This is a genomic window from Pseudomonas fluorescens, assembly GCF_003732425.1.
Taxonomy (GTDB): Bacteria; Pseudomonadota; Gammaproteobacteria; order Pseudomonadales; family Pseudomonadaceae; genus Aquipseudomonas; species Aquipseudomonas fluorescens_BE.
In genome coordinates, this window is sequence record NZ_MOBX01000013.1 from 1,142,754 (window position 1) to 1,158,934 (window position 16,181).

Annotated in this window: 16 protein-coding genes; 7 read left to right on the plus strand and 9 right to left on the minus strand. The window is 61.1% G+C overall.

Going from position 1 to position 16,181, the window contains the following annotated elements:
• Positions 1–22 precede the first annotated feature (22 nt).
• Positions 23–838: a gamma-carboxygeranoyl-CoA hydratase gene (locus BK670_RS15660; RefSeq protein WP_123450855.1), complete on the plus strand. Its 816-nt coding sequence runs from the start codon at positions 23–25 to the stop codon at positions 836–838.
• Positions 838–2,787 (plus strand): acetyl/propionyl/methylcrotonyl-CoA carboxylase subunit alpha, encoded by a 1,950-nt coding sequence (locus BK670_RS15665; RefSeq protein WP_123450858.1) that lies wholly within the window; start codon positions 838–840, stop codon positions 2,785–2,787. The genes BK670_RS15660 and BK670_RS15665 overlap by 1 nt, the downstream gene beginning before the upstream one ends.
• Before the next feature lie 40 nt (positions 2,788–2,827).
• On the opposite strand, the gene BK670_RS15670 is transcribed toward BK670_RS15665, so the two are convergent.
• The gene (locus tag BK670_RS15670; protein ID WP_123450860.1) at positions 2,828–3,487 is read right to left on the minus strand and encodes a LexA family protein; all 660 of its coding nucleotides are present in this window, start codon (positions 3,485–3,487) and stop codon (positions 2,828–2,830) included.
• Between the two features lie 130 nt (positions 3,488–3,617).
• Here BK670_RS15670 and BK670_RS15675 point away from each other — a divergent pair, with 130 nt between their 5' ends.
• The 3 genes from BK670_RS15675 to BK670_RS15685 all read left to right on the plus strand — a co-directional run bounded on the left by BK670_RS15675 (position 3,618) and on the right by BK670_RS15685 (position 6,928).
• On the plus strand, positions 3,618–3,956 hold the full coding sequence (locus BK670_RS15675) for a DUF6124 family protein (RefSeq protein ID WP_123450862.1): 339 nt from the start codon (positions 3,618–3,620) through the stop codon (positions 3,954–3,956).
• 479 nt (positions 3,957–4,435) lie between these two features.
• Positions 4,436–5,587, plus strand: coding sequence for a M14 family metallopeptidase (locus BK670_RS15680; RefSeq protein WP_123450864.1), 1,152 nt, complete (start codon positions 4,436–4,438; stop codon positions 5,585–5,587).
• 147 nt (positions 5,588–5,734) lie between these two features.
• Positions 5,735–6,928, plus strand: a complete 1,194-nt coding sequence (locus BK670_RS15685) for an MFS transporter (protein ID WP_123450866.1) — start codon at positions 5,735–5,737, stop codon at positions 6,926–6,928.
• On the opposite strand, the gene BK670_RS15690 is transcribed toward BK670_RS15685, so the two are convergent.
• Complete coding sequence (locus BK670_RS15690; RefSeq protein WP_123450868.1) at positions 6,925–7,470, minus strand: cytochrome b; 546 nt, start codon at positions 7,468–7,470, stop codon at positions 6,925–6,927. The genes BK670_RS15685 and BK670_RS15690 overlap by 4 nt on opposite strands.
• Positions 7,467–8,573, minus strand: a complete 1,107-nt coding sequence (locus BK670_RS15695; RefSeq protein ID WP_123450870.1) for a catalase family peroxidase — start codon at positions 8,571–8,573, stop codon at positions 7,467–7,469. Before BK670_RS15695 ends, BK670_RS15690 begins: the two co-directional genes overlap by 4 nt.
• A gap of 157 nt (positions 8,574–8,730) precedes the next feature.
• On the opposite strand from BK670_RS15695, the gene BK670_RS15700 reads away from it, so the two are divergent.
• Entirely contained in the window at positions 8,731–9,237 is a 507-nt protein-coding gene (locus tag BK670_RS15700; RefSeq protein ID WP_123450872.1) for a sigma-70 family RNA polymerase sigma factor, read from the plus strand.
• Complete coding sequence (locus BK670_RS15705; protein ID WP_123450874.1) at positions 9,234–9,989, plus strand: anti-sigma factor family protein; 756 nt, start codon at positions 9,234–9,236, stop codon at positions 9,987–9,989. The genes BK670_RS15700 and BK670_RS15705 overlap by 4 nt, the downstream gene beginning before the upstream one ends.
• 123 nt (positions 9,990–10,112) lie before the next feature.
• Here BK670_RS15705 and BK670_RS15710 read toward each other — a convergent pair whose 3' ends face one another.
• From BK670_RS15710 to BK670_RS15735, 6 genes are all read right to left on the minus strand, one after another.
• Entirely contained in the window at positions 10,113–11,084 is a 972-nt protein-coding gene (locus BK670_RS15710) for a Csu type fimbrial protein (protein WP_123450876.1), read from the minus strand.
• Complete coding sequence (locus BK670_RS15715) at positions 11,081–13,438, minus strand: fimbria/pilus outer membrane usher protein (protein WP_123450878.1); 2,358 nt, start codon at positions 13,436–13,438, stop codon at positions 11,081–11,083. The genes BK670_RS15710 and BK670_RS15715 overlap by 4 nt, the downstream gene beginning before the upstream one ends.
• A gap of 239 nt (positions 13,439–13,677) precedes the next feature.
• Positions 13,678–14,466: a fimbrial biogenesis chaperone gene (locus BK670_RS15720; RefSeq protein WP_123450880.1), complete on the minus strand. Its 789-nt coding sequence runs from the start codon at positions 14,464–14,466 to the stop codon at positions 13,678–13,680.
• Between the two features lie 33 nt (positions 14,467–14,499).
• The gene (locus BK670_RS15725) at positions 14,500–15,000 is read right to left on the minus strand and encodes a Csu type fimbrial protein (protein ID WP_123450882.1); all 501 of its coding nucleotides are present in this window, start codon (positions 14,998–15,000) and stop codon (positions 14,500–14,502) included.
• Between the two features lie 4 nt (positions 15,001–15,004).
• Positions 15,005–15,541 carry a Csu type fimbrial protein gene (locus BK670_RS15730; RefSeq protein ID WP_123450884.1) on the minus strand — a complete coding sequence of 179 codons (537 nt, stop codon included), beginning with the start codon at positions 15,539–15,541 and terminating at the stop codon, positions 15,005–15,007.
• 20 nt (positions 15,542–15,561) lie between these two features.
• Positions 15,562–16,095 carry a Csu type fimbrial protein gene (locus BK670_RS15735; protein WP_123450886.1) on the minus strand — a complete coding sequence of 178 codons (534 nt, stop codon included), beginning with the start codon at positions 16,093–16,095 and terminating at the stop codon, positions 15,562–15,564.
• Positions 16,096–16,181 lie beyond the last annotated feature (86 nt).

Here is a 16,181-nt window from a genome sequence, read left to right on the forward strand (position 1 = left end):
AGAACCGTGGAGACGGAAGAATATGAGCGACTTCAACACCCTCGAACTGCAAAGCGACCCACGGGGTTTCGCGACGCTGTGGCTCAACCGCGCGGAAAAGAACAACGCCTTCAACGCCGAGATGATCCGCGAGCTGATCCTCGCCCTGGACAAAGTCGCCAGCGACGCCAGCCTGCGTTTCCTGTTGGTGCGTGGCCGTGGCAAGCACTTCAGTGCCGGCGCTGATCTGGCGTGGATGCAGCAATCGGCCGAACTCGATTACCACACCAACCTCGATGACGCCCGCGAACTGGCGGAGCTGATGTACAACCTCGCCAAGCTGAAGATCCCCACCGTGGCCGTGGTGCAAGGCGCGGCGTTCGGTGGCGCGCTGGGGCTGATCAGTTGCTGTGACATGGCGATTGGTGCCGATGACGCGCAGTTCTGCCTGTCGGAAGTCCGCATCGGTCTGGCGCCGGCGGTGATCAGTCCGTTCGTGGTGCAGGCCATCGGCGAACGCGCTGCGCGGCGCTATGCCCTGACCGCCGAGCGTTTCGGCGGGCAGCGTGCGCGGGAAATCGGTTTGTTGTCCGAGAGCTATCCTGCTGCCGAACTTGATCAGCAAGTCGAGCATTGGATCAACAATCTGTTGCTCAACAGCCCCGCAGCGATGCGTGCCAGCAAGGACTTGTTGCGCGAAGTCGGCAACGGCGCGTTGACCCCGGCGCTGCGCCGCTACACCGAAAATGCCATCGCCCGTATCCGCGTCAGCCCTGAAGGCCAGGAAGGCTTGCGCGCCTTTCTGCAAAAACGTCCGCCGAGCTGGCAAGCCGCAACCACCACCAAGGAGCCGCGTTGATGAGCGCACCTGTTCTCACCACCCTGCTGGTGGCCAACCGTGGCGAAATCGCCTGCCGCGTGATGCGCACCGCCAAAGCCTTGGGCCTGACCACGGTCGCCGTGCACAGCGCCACCGACCGTGAGGCGCGGCACAGCCGTGAAGCGGACATTCGCGTCGACCTCGGTGGCAGCAAAGCGGCCGACAGTTATCTGCAAATCGACAAACTGATCGCGGCGGCCAAGGCCAGTGGCGCGCAGGCGATTCATCCGGGTTACGGGTTTCTCTCGGAAAACGCCGGATTCGCTCGTGCCATCGAAGCGGCCGGGCTGATTTTCCTCGGCCCGCCCGCCTCGGCCATCGATGCCATGGGCAGCAAGTCCGCCGCCAAAGCGCTGATGGAAACCGCCGGTGTACCACTGGTGCCGGGTTATCACGGCGAAGCGCAAGACCTCGACACCTTCCGCGATGCCTGCGAACGCATCGGTTATCCAGTGCTGCTCAAAGCCACGGCCGGTGGCGGTGGCAAAGGCATGAAAGTGGTCGAGGACGTCAGCCAGTTGGCCGAAGCCCTCGCCTCGGCTCAGCGTGAAGCGCAGTCATCGTTCGGCGATTCGCGGATGCTGGTGGAGAAATACCTGCTCAAGCCACGTCACGTGGAAATCCAGGTGTTCGCCGATCAGCATGGCAACTGCCTGTACCTCAATGAACGGGATTGCTCGATTCAACGGCGCCATCAGAAAGTCGTCGAAGAAGCGCCGGCTCCGGGGCTGTCCCCGGAGCTGCGGCGGGCGATGGGTGAAGCGGCGGTGCGCTCGGCGCAGGCGATCGGTTATGTCGGCGCCGGTACGGTGGAGTTCCTGCTGGATGCGCGCGGTGAATTCTTCTTTATGGAGATGAACACGCGGCTGCAGGTCGAGCATCCGGTGACGGAAGCGATTACCGGGCTTGATCTGGTGGCCTGGCAGATCCGCGTTGCTCGTGGTGAAGCGTTGCCGATCACTCAGGAACAAGTGCCGTTGAACGGCCATGCGATCGAAGTGCGCTTGTACGCCGAGGATCCTGCGAATGACTTCCTGCCGGCGACTGGACGTTTGGCGTTGTATCGCGAATCGGCCGAAGGCCCGGGGCGCCGGGTGGATAGCGGGGTTGAAGAAGGCGATGAAATTTCGCCGTTCTACGACCCGATGCTCGGCAAGCTGATTGCCTGGGGCGAGGATCGCGAACAGGCCCGGTTGCGTTTGTTGAGCATGCTCGACGAGTTTGCGATTGGTGGTTTGAAAACCAACATCAATTTCTTGCGGCGGATCATTGCCCACCCGGCGTTTGCGGCGGCGGAACTGGATACCGGGTTTATTCCGCGTTATCAGGAGCAATTGCTGCCTGCTCCGGACACGCTGAGCGATGCGTTCTGGGAAGCGGCGGCGCACGCGGCGGCGCAGAGCCTGCCGCAGCTTGCACGCCAGGATGACCCTGCTTCACCGTGGTCTCTCAACAGCGGTTTGCGGGCGGGACTGCCACGGGAAATCACCCTGCATTTGAGTTGTGAGGGACAGGATCGCGCCTTGACGCTGAATGCCACTGGCCACGCCAGACTGTCCGGCGAAGCACTGACCGTCGAGCACGACGGCGTGCGTCGTACGTTGCGTGCGATTCGCCAGGGCGATGTGTTGTACCTGCAATGGGAAGGCGAGTTGCGCCGTATCGAGATGTACGACCCGATCAGTGCCGTCGAGGCCAGTCACAGCCATCAGGGTGGCCTGACCGCGCCGATGAACGGCAGCATTGTTCGCGTGTTGGTTGAGGCCGGGCAATCGGTTGAGGCCGGTGCGCAACTGGTGGTGCTGGAAGCGATGAAGATGGAGCACAGCATCCGTGCGCCGCATGCCGGAGTGATCAAAGCGCTGTATTGCCAGGAAGGTGAAATGGTTGGCGAAGGCAGCGCTCTGGTTGAACTGGAAGAAGCGTGAACGGGAAGATCGATCCTGCGCCGGGCGAGGATCGATCTGACTAGTAACGTGCCGTTGCCTGGACCACAACGCCGATGATTCGACACTCATCGGTCAGCAGGGCCTTCGGCCAGGTCGGATTGAGCGGCACCAGGTAACGCTGGCCGCCCTCCTCGTCGAGTTTGCGAAAAATCGCTTCAGTGCTGTCGGGCCACTGGGCGATCACCAGTTTGCCGGGCAGCGCTTCGGCCGCCGGGTCGACCAGAATCAGCATGCCTTCGGCAATGCTCTGGCCACTGGGCGCGGTCATTGAATCCCCCGTGACCGTCAACCAGAATGCCGGGCCACGCGCGTGGTAATCCGTCAGCTCGAAACGCTGCTTGCCTGATGCCTTGTCGTAGGACGCCGGATCGCTTTCGCGCACTTCGCACGTCGTCTGCCAATCGCTGACCGGGTAGCGGAAGTACGGGTTGTACTTCTGCGCCAGCGGCATCTCGTCGTCCGGCGTAGGTTGCGGTTCACGGATCACCAGCACCACCTCGAGGAAATCCATGCCCAGCGCCTGCAGCACGCGGTTCATTTCAGTGATACCGGGTTCGCGACGCTTGTTCAGCCAATGGCCGATCCCGCCCTGGGACATGCCGACGCGCTCTCCGAGCTCTGTTTGAGTGATTTTGAGTTCACTCATCTTGGCCTTGACCAACTCAATCCATTTATCCATGTGCAGCACCTTACGTGGACGCCTTCGGCCATCAAAACACATATTGTAGTATTTAAATTCTCGTCACAACTACACAACGTACTATCCTGAAAGCACGGATTTTCCATCGACCAAGGAGTGCCCCGTCATCATGAATATCAGCAGCAAAGACTTGCCCGATCTGCAAATGGACACCACCTTCACCTCGCCCCAAGGCAATGCCGCGGCGCAGCGAGCGCTGGACTACTACTTGAAACCAGCTGTGTCAGAACCCGAGGTTGAAGAGCGTTTTTTCGATGTCAGGCGCCATCTCAGTGGCGAAGAAGCGCTGGTGCACGCCTCGGATCTGTTGCGCTGCGCGGCAGCCACTGCGTTCAAGGCAGCCGAAAACCTGCAAGGCGCGAGTCGCGATCTGGCGTTTTCAGTGGTGCATATGGTGGATATGGCGCGGGCGATGGTCGACCATTCACTCGATGGCGATGAAGCCTGAGAAACGGCACTACGGAAGGACAGGAAAGAATTTTCCAATCGCGCAGGTAAAAACATTTGACTTGCAAATGATAATGATTATTATTGCATGCAGCTGGTCGCGAGATCAGTCGATGGACCAGAGACCTTAGGTCGGTCTTCTGGACTATCTCCTCATCAGGCTAATCACGGTTTTTGACCCGGCTTTTTGCCGGGTCTTTTTTTGCCCGTTTTTCGGGCTTTTGGCTTCAGGCTAATGAAGTCTTTAGATGCTGCAAATTCGATGGCGCGGATAATATCAAAAGAATATCGGTTGGCAAGCGAAGCCCGCCCACATTGGGTCTAACTAATGAAAATTAGCACTTGAGAATCAATCGCACAGTCTCTAAGCTGCCTGCGCGTCATGGAGGACGCCCCCCGCCACACCCCGCAATTCCCCTCGGTTTCAGTCCTGCCTGCGTGTAAAGTAACGGCCATAAAAATCATATTCAGGAATCGATTATGACCGTGGCCAAATCTTCGTTCGACATCAGCGCCAACTTCGACAGCGGCAACATCCAAGTCATCGACATCAGCAATCCGCTCAATCCGGTCCTGGCCATTCGCCCGGATACCCGCAGTGCCCATTTTCAGTGGTTCCACTTCAAGGCCAGCGGCCTGCATGTTCATCAGGAACACTGGTTTCGCCTGGTCAACGCCAGCCAGTCCTCCTATAACAAAGCCTGGACCGGTTATCAGGCAGTCGCCTCCTACGACCACGTCAACTGGTTCCGCATTCCAACCAGTTTTGAAGGTGACAGCCTGCGCTTTTGCCTCGAAGCCGAGCAAACCCACGCCTGGTTCGCCTATTTCGAACCCTATAGCCGAGGCCGTCACGACTGGCTGATCGACCAGGCCCTGAGCAAGGCCGGCACCGAATTGCTGGCAACCGGCAAGAGCGTCGAGGGTCGCGATATTCAGTTGCTGCGCAAAGGCACCGGAGCCGAAGGCCAGCGCAAAGTCTGGATCATTGCTCAACAGCATCCCGGCGAACACATGGCTGAATGGTTCATGGAAGGCGTGATCGAACGCCTGGAAAGACAGGACGATCCGGTACTCAATAAGCTGCTGGCGAGTGCCGATCTGTACCTGGTGCCAAACATGAATCCGGATGGCGCGTTCCATGGTCACTTGCGCACCAATGCGATGGGCCAGGACTTGAACCGCGCTTGGCAGAACGCCAGTCAGGAAGTCAGCCCTGAGGTACTTTTCGTCCAACAGCAAATGGAAAAGTATGGCGTCGACCTGTTCCTCGACGTACACGGCGACGAAGAAATTCCTCATGTATTCACCGCCGGTTGCGAAGGCAATCCTGGCTACACGCCGCGCATCGAGAAGCTCGAAGAGCATTTCCGCAGCCACTTGAAACACACCACCAAAGACTTCCAGACCAAATACGGCTACACCCGCGATGAACCGGGCCAGGCCAACATGACCCTGGCGTGCAATAGCGTCGGCCAGAAATACGACTGCCTGTCGTTGACCCTCGAAATGCCATTCAAGGATCACGACGACCATCCCGATAAACTCACCGGCTGGTCGGGCAAACGCTCTAAACAGCTAGGCAAAGATGTGCTGACAACCATCGCTGACATGGTTGATACCCTGCGCTGATCCCCGCCTCCGTCCCTAAAAAGATCGCAGCTTGTCTGCGATCTTTTGCTTTCTGCATTCGTACTTTCGCGCAAACAGGTTGCAAAATAAAACCCGAATCAATACCGTGATCAAGGTTTTATTTTGAAACCTAAAAGGATGCGGGATATGAAGCCTCTCAAAAGCAGTGCCGTTTTGCTTTTCTCTGTGGCCTGTGGGCTGGCCGTGGGCAACGTGTATTACGCCCAGCCATTGCTGGACGCGATGGCTGAAGCCTTTGCGATGTCGCCGGCAACCATCGGCATCGTCATCACCCTGACGCAGATCGGCTACGGCATCGGTCTGGTGCTACTGGTGCCCCTCGGCGATCTGCTCAACCGGCGCCGGTTGATCGTCACTCAAACCCTGCTGTCGGCAGCGGCGTTGCTGATGATCGCGTTGGCGCCCAACAGTGCCTGGCTGCTGCTTGGCATGACCTTGACGGGACTGCTCGCCGTGGTGACTCAGGTGTTGGTGGCTTACGCCGCCACGCTGGCGCTCCCGGCCCAACGCGGGCGCGTGGTCGGCGTGGTCACCAGCGGCATCGTCGTCGGCATATTACTGGCGCGCACGGTCGCTGGCGGCATGGCCGATCTGGCCGGATGGCGAGCGATCTACTTTCTGTCAGCGGGGCTGACCCTGTTGATGGCGTTGCTGCTGTTTCGAGTCCTACCCAAGCATGAATCCCCACAACCGGCGACCCGTTACATCGCACTGATCGCTTCGGTATTCAGCCTGTTCAAAGAAGAACCGGTGCTGCGTCAACGCGCGCTCCTCGCGTTGCTGACTTTCGCCAGCGCGATGGTGCTGTGGACGCCGATGGTGCTGCCACTGGCCGCGCCGCCGCTGTCGTTGTCGCACAGTGAAATCGGACTGTTCGGGCTGGCCGGTGCAGCGGGTGCGCTGGCTGCCGCACGGGCCGGGCATCTGGCTGATCGCGGACTCGGGCAATGGGTCAGCGGTCTTTCGCTGTTGCTGATGCTTGCTTCGTGGCTGCCGATTGCCCTGACTCAATCTTCGCTGTGGGCATTGCTGCTCGGCGTCATCACCCTGGATCTGGGTCTGCAAGCCGTGCACGTCACCAGCCAGAGCATGATCTACAGCGTGCGCCCCGAAGCGCAAAGCCGTCTCACCGCCGGTTACATGCTGTTTTACTCGATCGGCAGCGCGCTCGGCTCCATCGGCTCGACCGCGATATATGCGTGGGCCGGCTGGATCGGCGTATGCCTGCTCGGCGCCGGCATCAACTCTGTGGCGCTGGCGTACTGGTGGCTGACCCTGAAACGCGGCGCACCGCTACGATGCGCCACGCCAACGGGTTAACTGCGATCGCGACCGCGCAACATGCTGTCGAGCACCTCATCACGGCGGACCCAGCCATGAAACAGCGCCGCCGCCAGGTGCAGCAGCACCGTCAGGAACAGCAGATAGGCCAGATACCCGTGAGCCTTGCGCAGAAACGCGAACAACTGCGCATCGGCCGGAACGATCGCTGGCAACTGCAAGGTTGTGCTCAGCATCACCGGTTCACCTGAGGCACTGATCATCGCCCAACCGAGCAACGGCAACACCAGCATCAACGCGTACAACAGCAGATGCGAAGCCTTGGCCGCCAGCACTTGCCAGCCCGGCAAATCGGCTGGCAGCGGCGGCTGGCGCGTGGTTAACCGCACCAGCAAACGCACTATCACCAGCACCAGAATCGCAATGCCCAGCGGTTTGTGCAGATGGATCAGCCATTCATGTCGCTCGGACACCGAGGTGACCATGCCGGCGCCGATAAACAGCATGGCGATGATCATCAGCGCCATCAGCCAGTGCAGCAGCCGCGCCAACAGGGCGAAATGCGTCGGTTGAGTGCTCATGGGCGAGCCTCCTGTTTGGCGGCGGGCAACTGGCTGACTTCGCTGGTGCGGCGCAGGTAGGAATTGGCGTAACCGGCGGAACGGGCCGCGAGCAACGGGTCGTCGGAACCTTGAATGCCGGCCGGCAGCACCAGCGGGTCATAGTTGATGTCACGGCATTCGCCGCTCAATTGCGGCTGGGTCTTTTCCAGCACCAGCGTGCCGGCGTTCAACACTTTGCGCCCGGCTGGCCAGGCCTTGCTGGCGTCGTTCACCGGGTCCTCAGGATTGGCCAGAGTGATATTCAACTGAAAACGCAACGGCGCCGCCGCCAACCGTTGCACCAGATCCTTCTCGAGAAAATCGCCGCCCTCAGGCGCACTGGCGCCTGCAGCATCGCGCGCCAACGGCGTCATGCTCCAGCGCACGGCCTGTTTTTTACCGCTGGCGTCGACCAGATAAAACGCGTTGACGCTGTTATAGGTTTCGGTGGCGTAACTCGCCGACGGTTTGGCCGTCTTCACCCAGGTCAGAAACGGCACGGTCTCCGGGTGCGCAGCAAAAAACGCCGGGACCTTCGCCGGATCAGGTTTACCGGTGGCCGGATCTGGCGATTGCGCCTGCTGCAATTGATAAAACGCCTCAGGCGTACCGACCGGGAACACCGGCATGCTGTTCATCCCGGTGCGCCACTGTTGCCCGTTGGCCTGGGTGAACCGCAACGCCAGACTGCGAATCGGCACGCTGCTGTCCGGTGCATAGGGATTGCCCGCCGGCAGCGCAAAACGCCCGACCACCGGAGTCTGCGGCTCATTGAACACCTGCGCAGAGGAAAACACTCGCGCCTCACCACTGCTCTCGAAATGCCCGATCACGCACACGCCTTTGGCATGGTTACGGCGAAACCCGGGATGCACGCCGTTGTTCTTCTCCAGCACATCGACCAGCGCCTTTGGCGTCAGGCGTTGTGGGTCAAAGTTGCCATGAACGTAGGCAAACGCCCCGGCCACTGCGGCGACTACCACGGCAATGCCGCCCAGACGCAATATCAGGCTCGCGGCACTCAGTGGCGGGCGCTGCGGCCCGCCGGGCGGTGAAGCGTTGGGTGAGGTGCGATCAACCATGAAGAACTCCAGGGCCAATGGCCATAAGTAGGAAGAATCAGCAAGACGCGCCCCGTCCGGGTTTATTCCACGCGACGGTATTTATTTTTCCGTACGTGGAATAACCTCCAACGGCGGGCGTCTCCCTAGTCCACAGCGTAGTGACTAGCAGAATTTCATGAGCGAATTCGACGAACAGTTGAGAGAAATCATTCCCAGATTGCGCCGCTTTGCCGTGTCACTGACACGCAACAGCAGCAGCGCCGACGATCTGGTGCAGGCGTGCCTTGAGCGGGCACTGTCGAGTTGGGGCGACAAACGCGCCGACGGCGACTTGCGTGCCTGGCTGTTTGCGATCCTGTATCGGCAGTTTCTCGACGCCCATCGCCGCTCCCGACGCTATGCGCGGATGCTCGAATTCTTCACGGGTCGCGACGATGCCGAACCGTCGGTGGAGCGCACCGTCATCGCCCAGTCGACCTTGCAAGCCTTCGACCGCCTCCCCAGCGAACAACGCGCCCTGCTGCTGATGGTCTCGGTGGAAGGCCTTTCCTATAAAGAGGTGGCCGAGATTCTCGGCGCCCCGATCGGCACCGTGATGTCGCGCCTGTCCCGCGCCCGCCAGGCCTTGCGCCAACTCAGCGACGGCGAAATCAGCAGCCCTTCTTTGCGGAGACTCAAATGATCAGCCTGCCTCCCAACGAGCGTGACCTGCACGCCTATGTCGACCACCAGCTCAGCGACGCCGACCGGCGTGTGCTGGACACCTGGCTGGCCAGTCACCCGGATGAAGCGGCGCAGGTTCGCGCCTGGCAACAGGATGCCCAGCAACTGCGCGCTGCACTTGGCGGCGCGTTGCAGCAACCGGTCAATCCGGCGCTTGACCCGGCGATGATTCGCCAGCGCCGCCAACGCCAGGCACGGCGGCATCTGGCCAGTGCCGCGGTGCTGCTGATTGCGGTCAGCGTCGGCGGTTTCAGTGGCTGGCAGGCCCGCGAAATGACCCTTGTCCGCCCATCCATGCTGCCGATGACCGACGCCCTGCAGGCTTATCGCTTGATTGCCCAACAAGGCATGTTGCCGGCCGATTACAAAGTCGAGAACGATGGCGACATGCAGCGTTGGCTCGACCGCTATTTCACCCGAGCCAGTCGCTTGCCCGATCTGAAAGCGGCCGGGTTTGAACCGGTCAGCGGACGCCTGCTCAGCACTGATGAAGGTCCGGCGGCGATGGTGATGTATGAGGATGGCAGCGGCCACAAGGTGAGTTTCTATGTGCGCCCGCCGGGGCCGAAGAACACTTTTTTACCCCGTGGCAGCCGCAGTGACGGGGATTTGCAGGCCGAGTACTGGTCAGGTGGTGGCTATAACTACGCGATGGTCAGCCCGGTTGATACACCGGCGGCGCAACAGCTCAAGCAATCGCTGCAATTCTGAAAACACCGCTGCTCTCTGTAGGAGCTGCGGCACGCTGCGATCTTTTGATCTTGTTCTTAAGGGCAAGATCAAAAGATCGCAGCCTCGTTTCACTCGACAGCTCCTACAAAGGATCGTGTCAGCTCAGAAACCTACGTCCAAAACAACGTTGTCCAGATAGGTACCGGCCGGCGGCGTGGTCTGGTCGGTATAGATCTTCGCGTTGTAGTTGAAGATCTGGCTGCCCGTGCCCAGCCCGTTACCCGGATTGACCTCAGCATCGGTGCTCGCCCGCCGCGCCGCGCCGACACTGCCCCAGCGCGTGGTGCCGGCACTTTTGAAAATGTCGTAGGCCAGATAATTGCTCCCGGAAATCATCCGTCGCCGTCCGCCGACACTCACCGCGTTCTGCCCGTCACTCAGCCCCACGGTGTAGGCACTGCCCTTGGTGCACGCCAGATTGATAGTCTGCCCGGTCACCGGCGTGAACGCGCTGACCACCGGCGCGCTGCCGAACGCGATGTTTGGCGCAGTAATCGTGCAGTCGTTGGACACCGTCAGGTTCACCGTCAACGAGGTCGTTCCACTGGCTATGTCGCGCCCAAGACAGATAGAACCAATACCAATCCCCGAGCAGTAATTCCAGTTCCAGAAAATGCTCAGTGTTTCGCTGTACACCCCGGCGGCGACGTTGCTGCCGATAGTTGTACCGAGATAGAGCGGCACCGTTTTCGGCGTCGTACCGTTGAGCAGGCCCAGGGCATCGATGATGCCGTTGCGCGCAAAGTCGAAGGCCGTGCCGCGAGTCAGCGGATAGCTGGTGCTGTTGTTGGCGTAGACCGTGTAACTGATGACATCGCCGGTTGGCCCGACCAGACCACTTTGAGTCGAAGACACCGTGCCCCAGAAATGGTCGTTGCTGGTCAGCAGGGACAGCAGCGAACCGGTACAGCTCAAACCTGCATTCAGCGTGGAGCTGGGCTGCGACGTCGTGCGCACGGCGATCGAACTGAGCGTGCCGAACGCCGCTGGCGTGGTGCTGACCACCGAGCACGCAGCCTGCGCCGCCCCCGGCAGCATCAGCGCCAGCAACAAAAGCAATCGTGTGCGGATCATTGGCACACCAGCGGGCCAATCAACGGCACCTGGTCCTGATTCAGATCGACACTGAACTGCGCCTGACAGCTCTTGCCGTCGGCCAGCGTGACCTGCAGCGAGTTCTGCGCCTGGAGGTTTTCCAGATACACCAGCCCGTCCCAACCGACCACCGTCCGCGTACCGCTCTGCTCATGCAGCACGCCCGCGCCCAGCGGCAGTTCGCGCTGTTGCGCGTCGACCAGTACGATGCTCGCGGCAATCACCCGGGTCAGTGGAAACTCCAGCAGATAACCGCTGCCGCGCCTTACAGCAATGCGTTGTTCGACATTGGGGCTGCGTACGTTGGCCGGCAGATTCAGGGGATCGATTTCATACTTGCCCCGGTAATAGGCGCTGCTCCACGGCACCAGCAGATGACCGTTCTTGTCGGTCTGACCGACTTGCTGGTTTTCGTAACGTACCGGAATGTCGGCAAAACCTTCGGTGCTGACCACTACAAACGCGTCGTCGATGCGGTTGGCGGCGAACACCTGACGGTCCATCCACACCAGCGAACCACTGGCATCGGCCCAACGGGTTTCAGCCTCGGAAGTGCCGTAGACACCGGCCTGCAACTGCACCGATTGCAGGCGCCAGGTGACGTCGGCCTGACGATAATCAGCGCCATCACCCTTGGCGTAGCCGAGGTTGAAACCCACGCCGCCCTCGCTCGGCACCGCGCGACTGTAGTTGACCCGCTGCTGGCTCTGCCCGGTCTTACTGCGATCACTGCTGATCGACAGACTGCCGCGCAGATCGAACGGAATCACCAGCTGCGCCTGCACCGCCCAGTTGCTGTCGCCGATCTCGCGGTTGGCCGACAGGTAGAAGCTGCTGTTGCGCCACAGCGGTTTGCTCCAGCTCAGATTGAGCAGCCGCGTGCGCGAGTCGTCCGCCGCGCGCACATCGAAATAACCGGCGCCGAGGCTGCCCCAGCGCTCAAGGTTAAGGCTCAGGGTCGCCTGTTCGCTGCGCCGACTGAGGCTGATGTAGGGGCTGTCGACCACGCTGAGGTCGGCGTATTGGTCGTGGCGTTGCAGGCGTTGGTACGAAAAGCTGAAACGCTGATTGCTGTACTGATAGCCCAGGCTTAATTGCTGACCGCCCTCGCCGTCGAAGCGGCTTTGACTCATGGCGCTGTTGAGTACGCCGAAATTGCCCAGACGCAGGTTGCCGCCGAGACCGCCCAGTGTCAGCGAATCGGCCGCTTCGGCGTGGCTTTCCAGGGTGAAACTGTCGCTGACGCCGTAACGCAGGCTGCCGGAGGTGACACCCGGGCCATAACTGAAATCCTTCAAGCCGTAGTCGCGGCGCAAGGTACCGGCCGCCACGGAAAAATCGCTCAAGCCTTTTTGCAACAACGTGCTGGTGACATAGAACGGCACCGTGGTCGACACCTGCCGGCCCAACGCATCGGTGGTCACCACCACCGCTTCGCCGGCGCCGTTGATGAACGGAATATTGGTCAGCGTGTAAGGCCCGGGCTGCAAATCTGCGCTGCTGGACTTGTAGCCATTGATGAACAAATCCACCGATGACGGCACCGCCGCTTCGCCGGCAAATTGCGGCAATGGATACGTGACCAGGTCCGGGCGCACGGCAAAGTCCCGCGAGAACTGCACGCCGCCCAGCCGCACCGAACTGCTCCACGGCAACGCTCCGCTGATTACGTCACCGGCCTCGTAGGTGAGCATTCGCTCATCATCGGAGTAACGCCACGTGGTGTCGTAACGCAGGTAACCGTTGTCCAGCGTGTTGAGCGAGTCCCCGGACAAGGTGCGCCGGTATTGCCCGGTGTTGGACAACGTGCCCCAGCTGTCGAACAGCCGCACTTCGTTCCACGCCGCCAGATACGTACCGGCATCGTCGGTGTCGTTGAGGTAGAGGTCATAGTTGAACAGCGCGCCGAAACTGCTCAGCGCCGGGGTGCGCGGGTAAGCCTGGCGATTGCCGATGAATTGTTCCGGCAGCCAGTCCGGCGGCACGTCCAGCAGCAAGCGCTGACCGACGCTGTCGTAATCACTGTGCAGCCCCGCCAGACTGTCGAGATCGACCTCGGCGCCGAGGCTGTCGGGCAACTTCATGCCGGTTTCGCGCAACGCGGTCGCCGGCACGAACAAGCGCCCGTCGCGCTGCTGCACCGCCACCACGCGACCGGTATTCATCTGGTTGACCACCAATTCCAGAAACAACTGTGCATCACTCACGGCCTCCATGCCGCTCGGTGGCGGCGGCAGATCGCCGGCCCCGGATGGTTGAACAAACATCAGGCAACACGCGCCGGTGATGAGCCACAACGGACGCTGAATACGGCGAACCCGTCCTGGGTTCATACGCGCTTTACGTCCGTCAATGGACTCAATCCTCCCTGATACCGCTTTAGCCGATCCCGGGCATCGCGGGGCGACTCGATTTCTGTGGCGAGGGAGCTGGCTTCCGCTCGGCGGCGAAGCCGTCGTAAATCCAGCCGATGCGGTCTGACTGAAGCATCTGGTTCGCCATTTTGGGACCGCTTCGCAGCCCAGCGGGAGCAAGCTCCCTCGCTACAAAAGCTTTTCTTGGCACAGCCCACTTATCTCGCAGGGGTGATGCTCTGCACCTGCGGCGCGCCATTCACCCGCACCCGCAACGCCGAATCACCGGCCAACGGCCCCGGTGCCGGCCAGCGCATCACCGCGCCCGGCAGCACATAACCCAACAGCCCTTCGGCCAGCGGTTTGCTCTGCCCTGCCTGCTTGATTGCCACGTCGGTCAGTCGCGCATGCACCGCGCCCTGATTACGCACTTCGACATAGGGCTTGCCGTCCACGGCCACCGTGCGCCAGCTCAATTGCGGCAGGCCGACACCTTTGGGATCGCGCGCGCGGTTACTGTCTTCCTTGCTCCACAGCCCGGCGCCGTAGGCAAACAGCGGCACCGAGTAGCGCATCTGGAAACGGATTGCTGCGGCGGTTTTGCCACCGTCAGCGGTCGCAGGTTGCGCGGAAGGAATTTCGTCGATGATGATCCGGTAGGCCAATTCTTGCCCCGGCGGCACTTCCTTGGTTCGGGTCAGACGGACCAACTGCTTTTGCCCCGGTTCGATTTTCGCCACCGGCGGGCTGCCGATCACGTCGCGCTGGTTCTGGTATTGCTCGGCGAAACCACTCTGACTCCAGCCGAATACACGGATCTGAAGGTTGGCGGTTTCACTGCCGCGGTTTTCCAGCCACAGCGCACTGGCCTGTTGATCAGCCTCCAGCACCGGATCGATCGGCCAGATCAGCACCGAACTGGCCGCGTGTACATTGCTGGCCCCCAGCATGACTAACGCCCACATCGCGCAGCATACGAGCGAGTGCCGTGACGTAACTGACCCCATAAACCTGCTCCTTGTCGGCCATTCAACTTCGCCTTACCACGACAGTTGCACCTGCAACACGTCGCTGTACGTCCCCCCAGGCTGATTGCCCGGCAATTGCACCTGACCGTAAATCGGCAGGCTGATGTTGTTCGCATCGCTGTAGGCCACCGCCACACTCTGGCCGATGCCCAGGCTCTGGCTGTATGCCGCATCGCTAAACAACGCATACGCCACCCGCGCACTGCCGCTGTTGACCTGCATGTGCCGGCCACTGTTGTTGTACTGGCCGCCATCGACGCTCATGTTCAGCGTCACGCCCGGCGTGCATTGCAATTGCACCCCACCCATCAGCGCGACCTGCACGGTGCCGGTGGCCAGTGCCGAACGCGAACCGAAATTCAGCCCGCCATAGTTCGACACCCCGCCGACCACCAGACACCCGGCGGTGACCGTGGCGCTGACCTGAAAGCTCTGGCTCGTCGCGGCGCTCAAGGGCAGCGGCGCACTGCCTGCGCAGAGCAGGAGCAGCGCGGCACAGCCATGGCGGCGCATGGCATCAGAACGTCAGTTCAACAGCGACGGTGTCGGTGTACGTCCCCGCTGGCAAACCGGCCTTGCCCACCGCCTGACCGTAGATGTTCACCGTCTGCGCGACTCCGGTACTGGCGGCGAGGTTGATTGTCCCGTCAATCGCCAACAGTTGTGAGTGCCCGGCATCGGTGTACAAGTCGTACGGCACATAATTGGCGACACCGTCGTACAACGCTCGTGTGCCGCCCGGTGACATGCCGTCGTGGGCACCGGCACGGACCTTGACCGTCGGCGTGGTACCGCTGGAGCAGAGAATCGACAAGGCCCCGCCACCGCCGCCCAACACTTGCCCGGTGGCCGTGGTGAACAGGCTGTTGGCGGTACCGAAATTCAACGCACCGAAGTTCAGCCCGGTGGAGCCGCCAGCGCCGTTGACCTCACAACTGCTGATCAGAATCAGACTGGAGGTGATCTGGCCGGTGACCGTGGTGGCGGCATTGGCACCGGAAACCAGCGCCAGGCCGAACAGCGACAAACCTATCCTTGTTGCAAACGTACGCATGGTGTCCGTCCTCTACGGGGTTACCAGTCGAGCGTCACCGTCAGGGTGTCGGTATAGACCCCTGCCGGTACCGCGCGGGTATTCGCCACCACCGAGCCAAATACCGGAATGGGTATCTGCGCAGCGCTGGTGACAGCGAAATTGTGTTGCTGGCCGATGCTGTAGCTCCGGGCGCCGGAGGGATCGACGAACAGCTGATAGGGAAGGGTCTGGCGACCGTTGCTCAGGCGCCGGGTATTGCCGTCACCGTGGGTGCCGCCGTCGATAGTGACGGTGAAACCGGTGACCGATGGATTGCAGGCGACGTTGAGTTTGCCGCTGCTGTCGCCATCCAGACTGGCCTTGATCGGTGCATTCCAGGTGGGGCCTTGAAGGCCGAAATCGAGGGTACCGAGGGCACTGACCGGGTTCTCGGGCGTGCTGGTATTGGTAACTTCGCAGCCGGCAATCAGGATCAGCCGCGCATTGATCTGCCCGCTCATCGCCGCTTGCACGTCGTCTGCGAGTAATGCCAGCGTACCTGCTGCCACCACCATCCAGTGTTTACCTGTCATTGCGTCCGTCCCTGCTCCTTTACGCTGACTCAATCACCGCGCTCATCACTGAACTCCTTCCCTGCGCACCCGCGTCCATCGGCTGC

Coding starts and splice junctions, on each gene's coding strand:
- BK670_RS15660 (WP_123450855.1), top strand. CDS start 23: ATGAGCGACTTCAACACCCTCGAACTGCAAAGCGACCCACGGGGTTTC.
- BK670_RS15665 (WP_123450858.1), top strand. CDS start 838: ATGAGCGCACCTGTTCTCACCACCCTGCTGGTGGCCAACCGTGGCGAA.
- BK670_RS15670 (WP_123450860.1), bottom strand. CDS start 3,487: ATGGATAAATGGATTGAGTTGGTCAAGGCCAAGATGAGTGAACTCAAA.
- BK670_RS15675 (WP_123450862.1), top strand. CDS start 3,618: ATGAATATCAGCAGCAAAGACTTGCCCGATCTGCAAATGGACACCACC.
- BK670_RS15680 (WP_123450864.1), top strand. CDS start 4,436: ATGACCGTGGCCAAATCTTCGTTCGACATCAGCGCCAACTTCGACAGC.
- BK670_RS15685 (WP_123450866.1), top strand. CDS start 5,735: ATGAAGCCTCTCAAAAGCAGTGCCGTTTTGCTTTTCTCTGTGGCCTGT.
- BK670_RS15690 (WP_123450868.1), bottom strand. CDS start 7,470: ATGAGCACTCAACCGACGCATTTCGCCCTGTTGGCGCGGCTGCTGCAC.
- BK670_RS15695 (WP_123450870.1), bottom strand. CDS start 8,573: ATGGTTGATCGCACCTCACCCAACGCTTCACCGCCCGGCGGGCCGCAG.
- BK670_RS15700 (WP_123450872.1), top strand. CDS start 8,731: ATGAGCGAATTCGACGAACAGTTGAGAGAAATCATTCCCAGATTGCGC.
- BK670_RS15705 (WP_123450874.1), top strand. CDS start 9,234: ATGATCAGCCTGCCTCCCAACGAGCGTGACCTGCACGCCTATGTCGAC.
- BK670_RS15710 (WP_123450876.1), bottom strand. CDS start 11,084: ATGATCCGCACACGATTGCTTTTGTTGCTGGCGCTGATGCTGCCGGGG.
- BK670_RS15715 (WP_123450878.1), bottom strand. CDS start 13,438: ATGAACCCAGGACGGGTTCGCCGTATTCAGCGTCCGTTGTGGCTCATC.
- BK670_RS15720 (WP_123450880.1), bottom strand. CDS start 14,466: ATGGGGTCAGTTACGTCACGGCACTCGCTCGTATGCTGCGCGATGTGG.
- BK670_RS15725 (WP_123450882.1), bottom strand. CDS start 15,000: ATGCGCCGCCATGGCTGTGCCGCGCTGCTCCTGCTCTGCGCAGGCAGT.
- BK670_RS15730 (WP_123450884.1), bottom strand. CDS start 15,541: ATGCGTACGTTTGCAACAAGGATAGGTTTGTCGCTGTTCGGCCTGGCG.
- BK670_RS15735 (WP_123450886.1), bottom strand. CDS start 16,095: ATGACAGGTAAACACTGGATGGTGGTGGCAGCAGGTACGCTGGCATTA.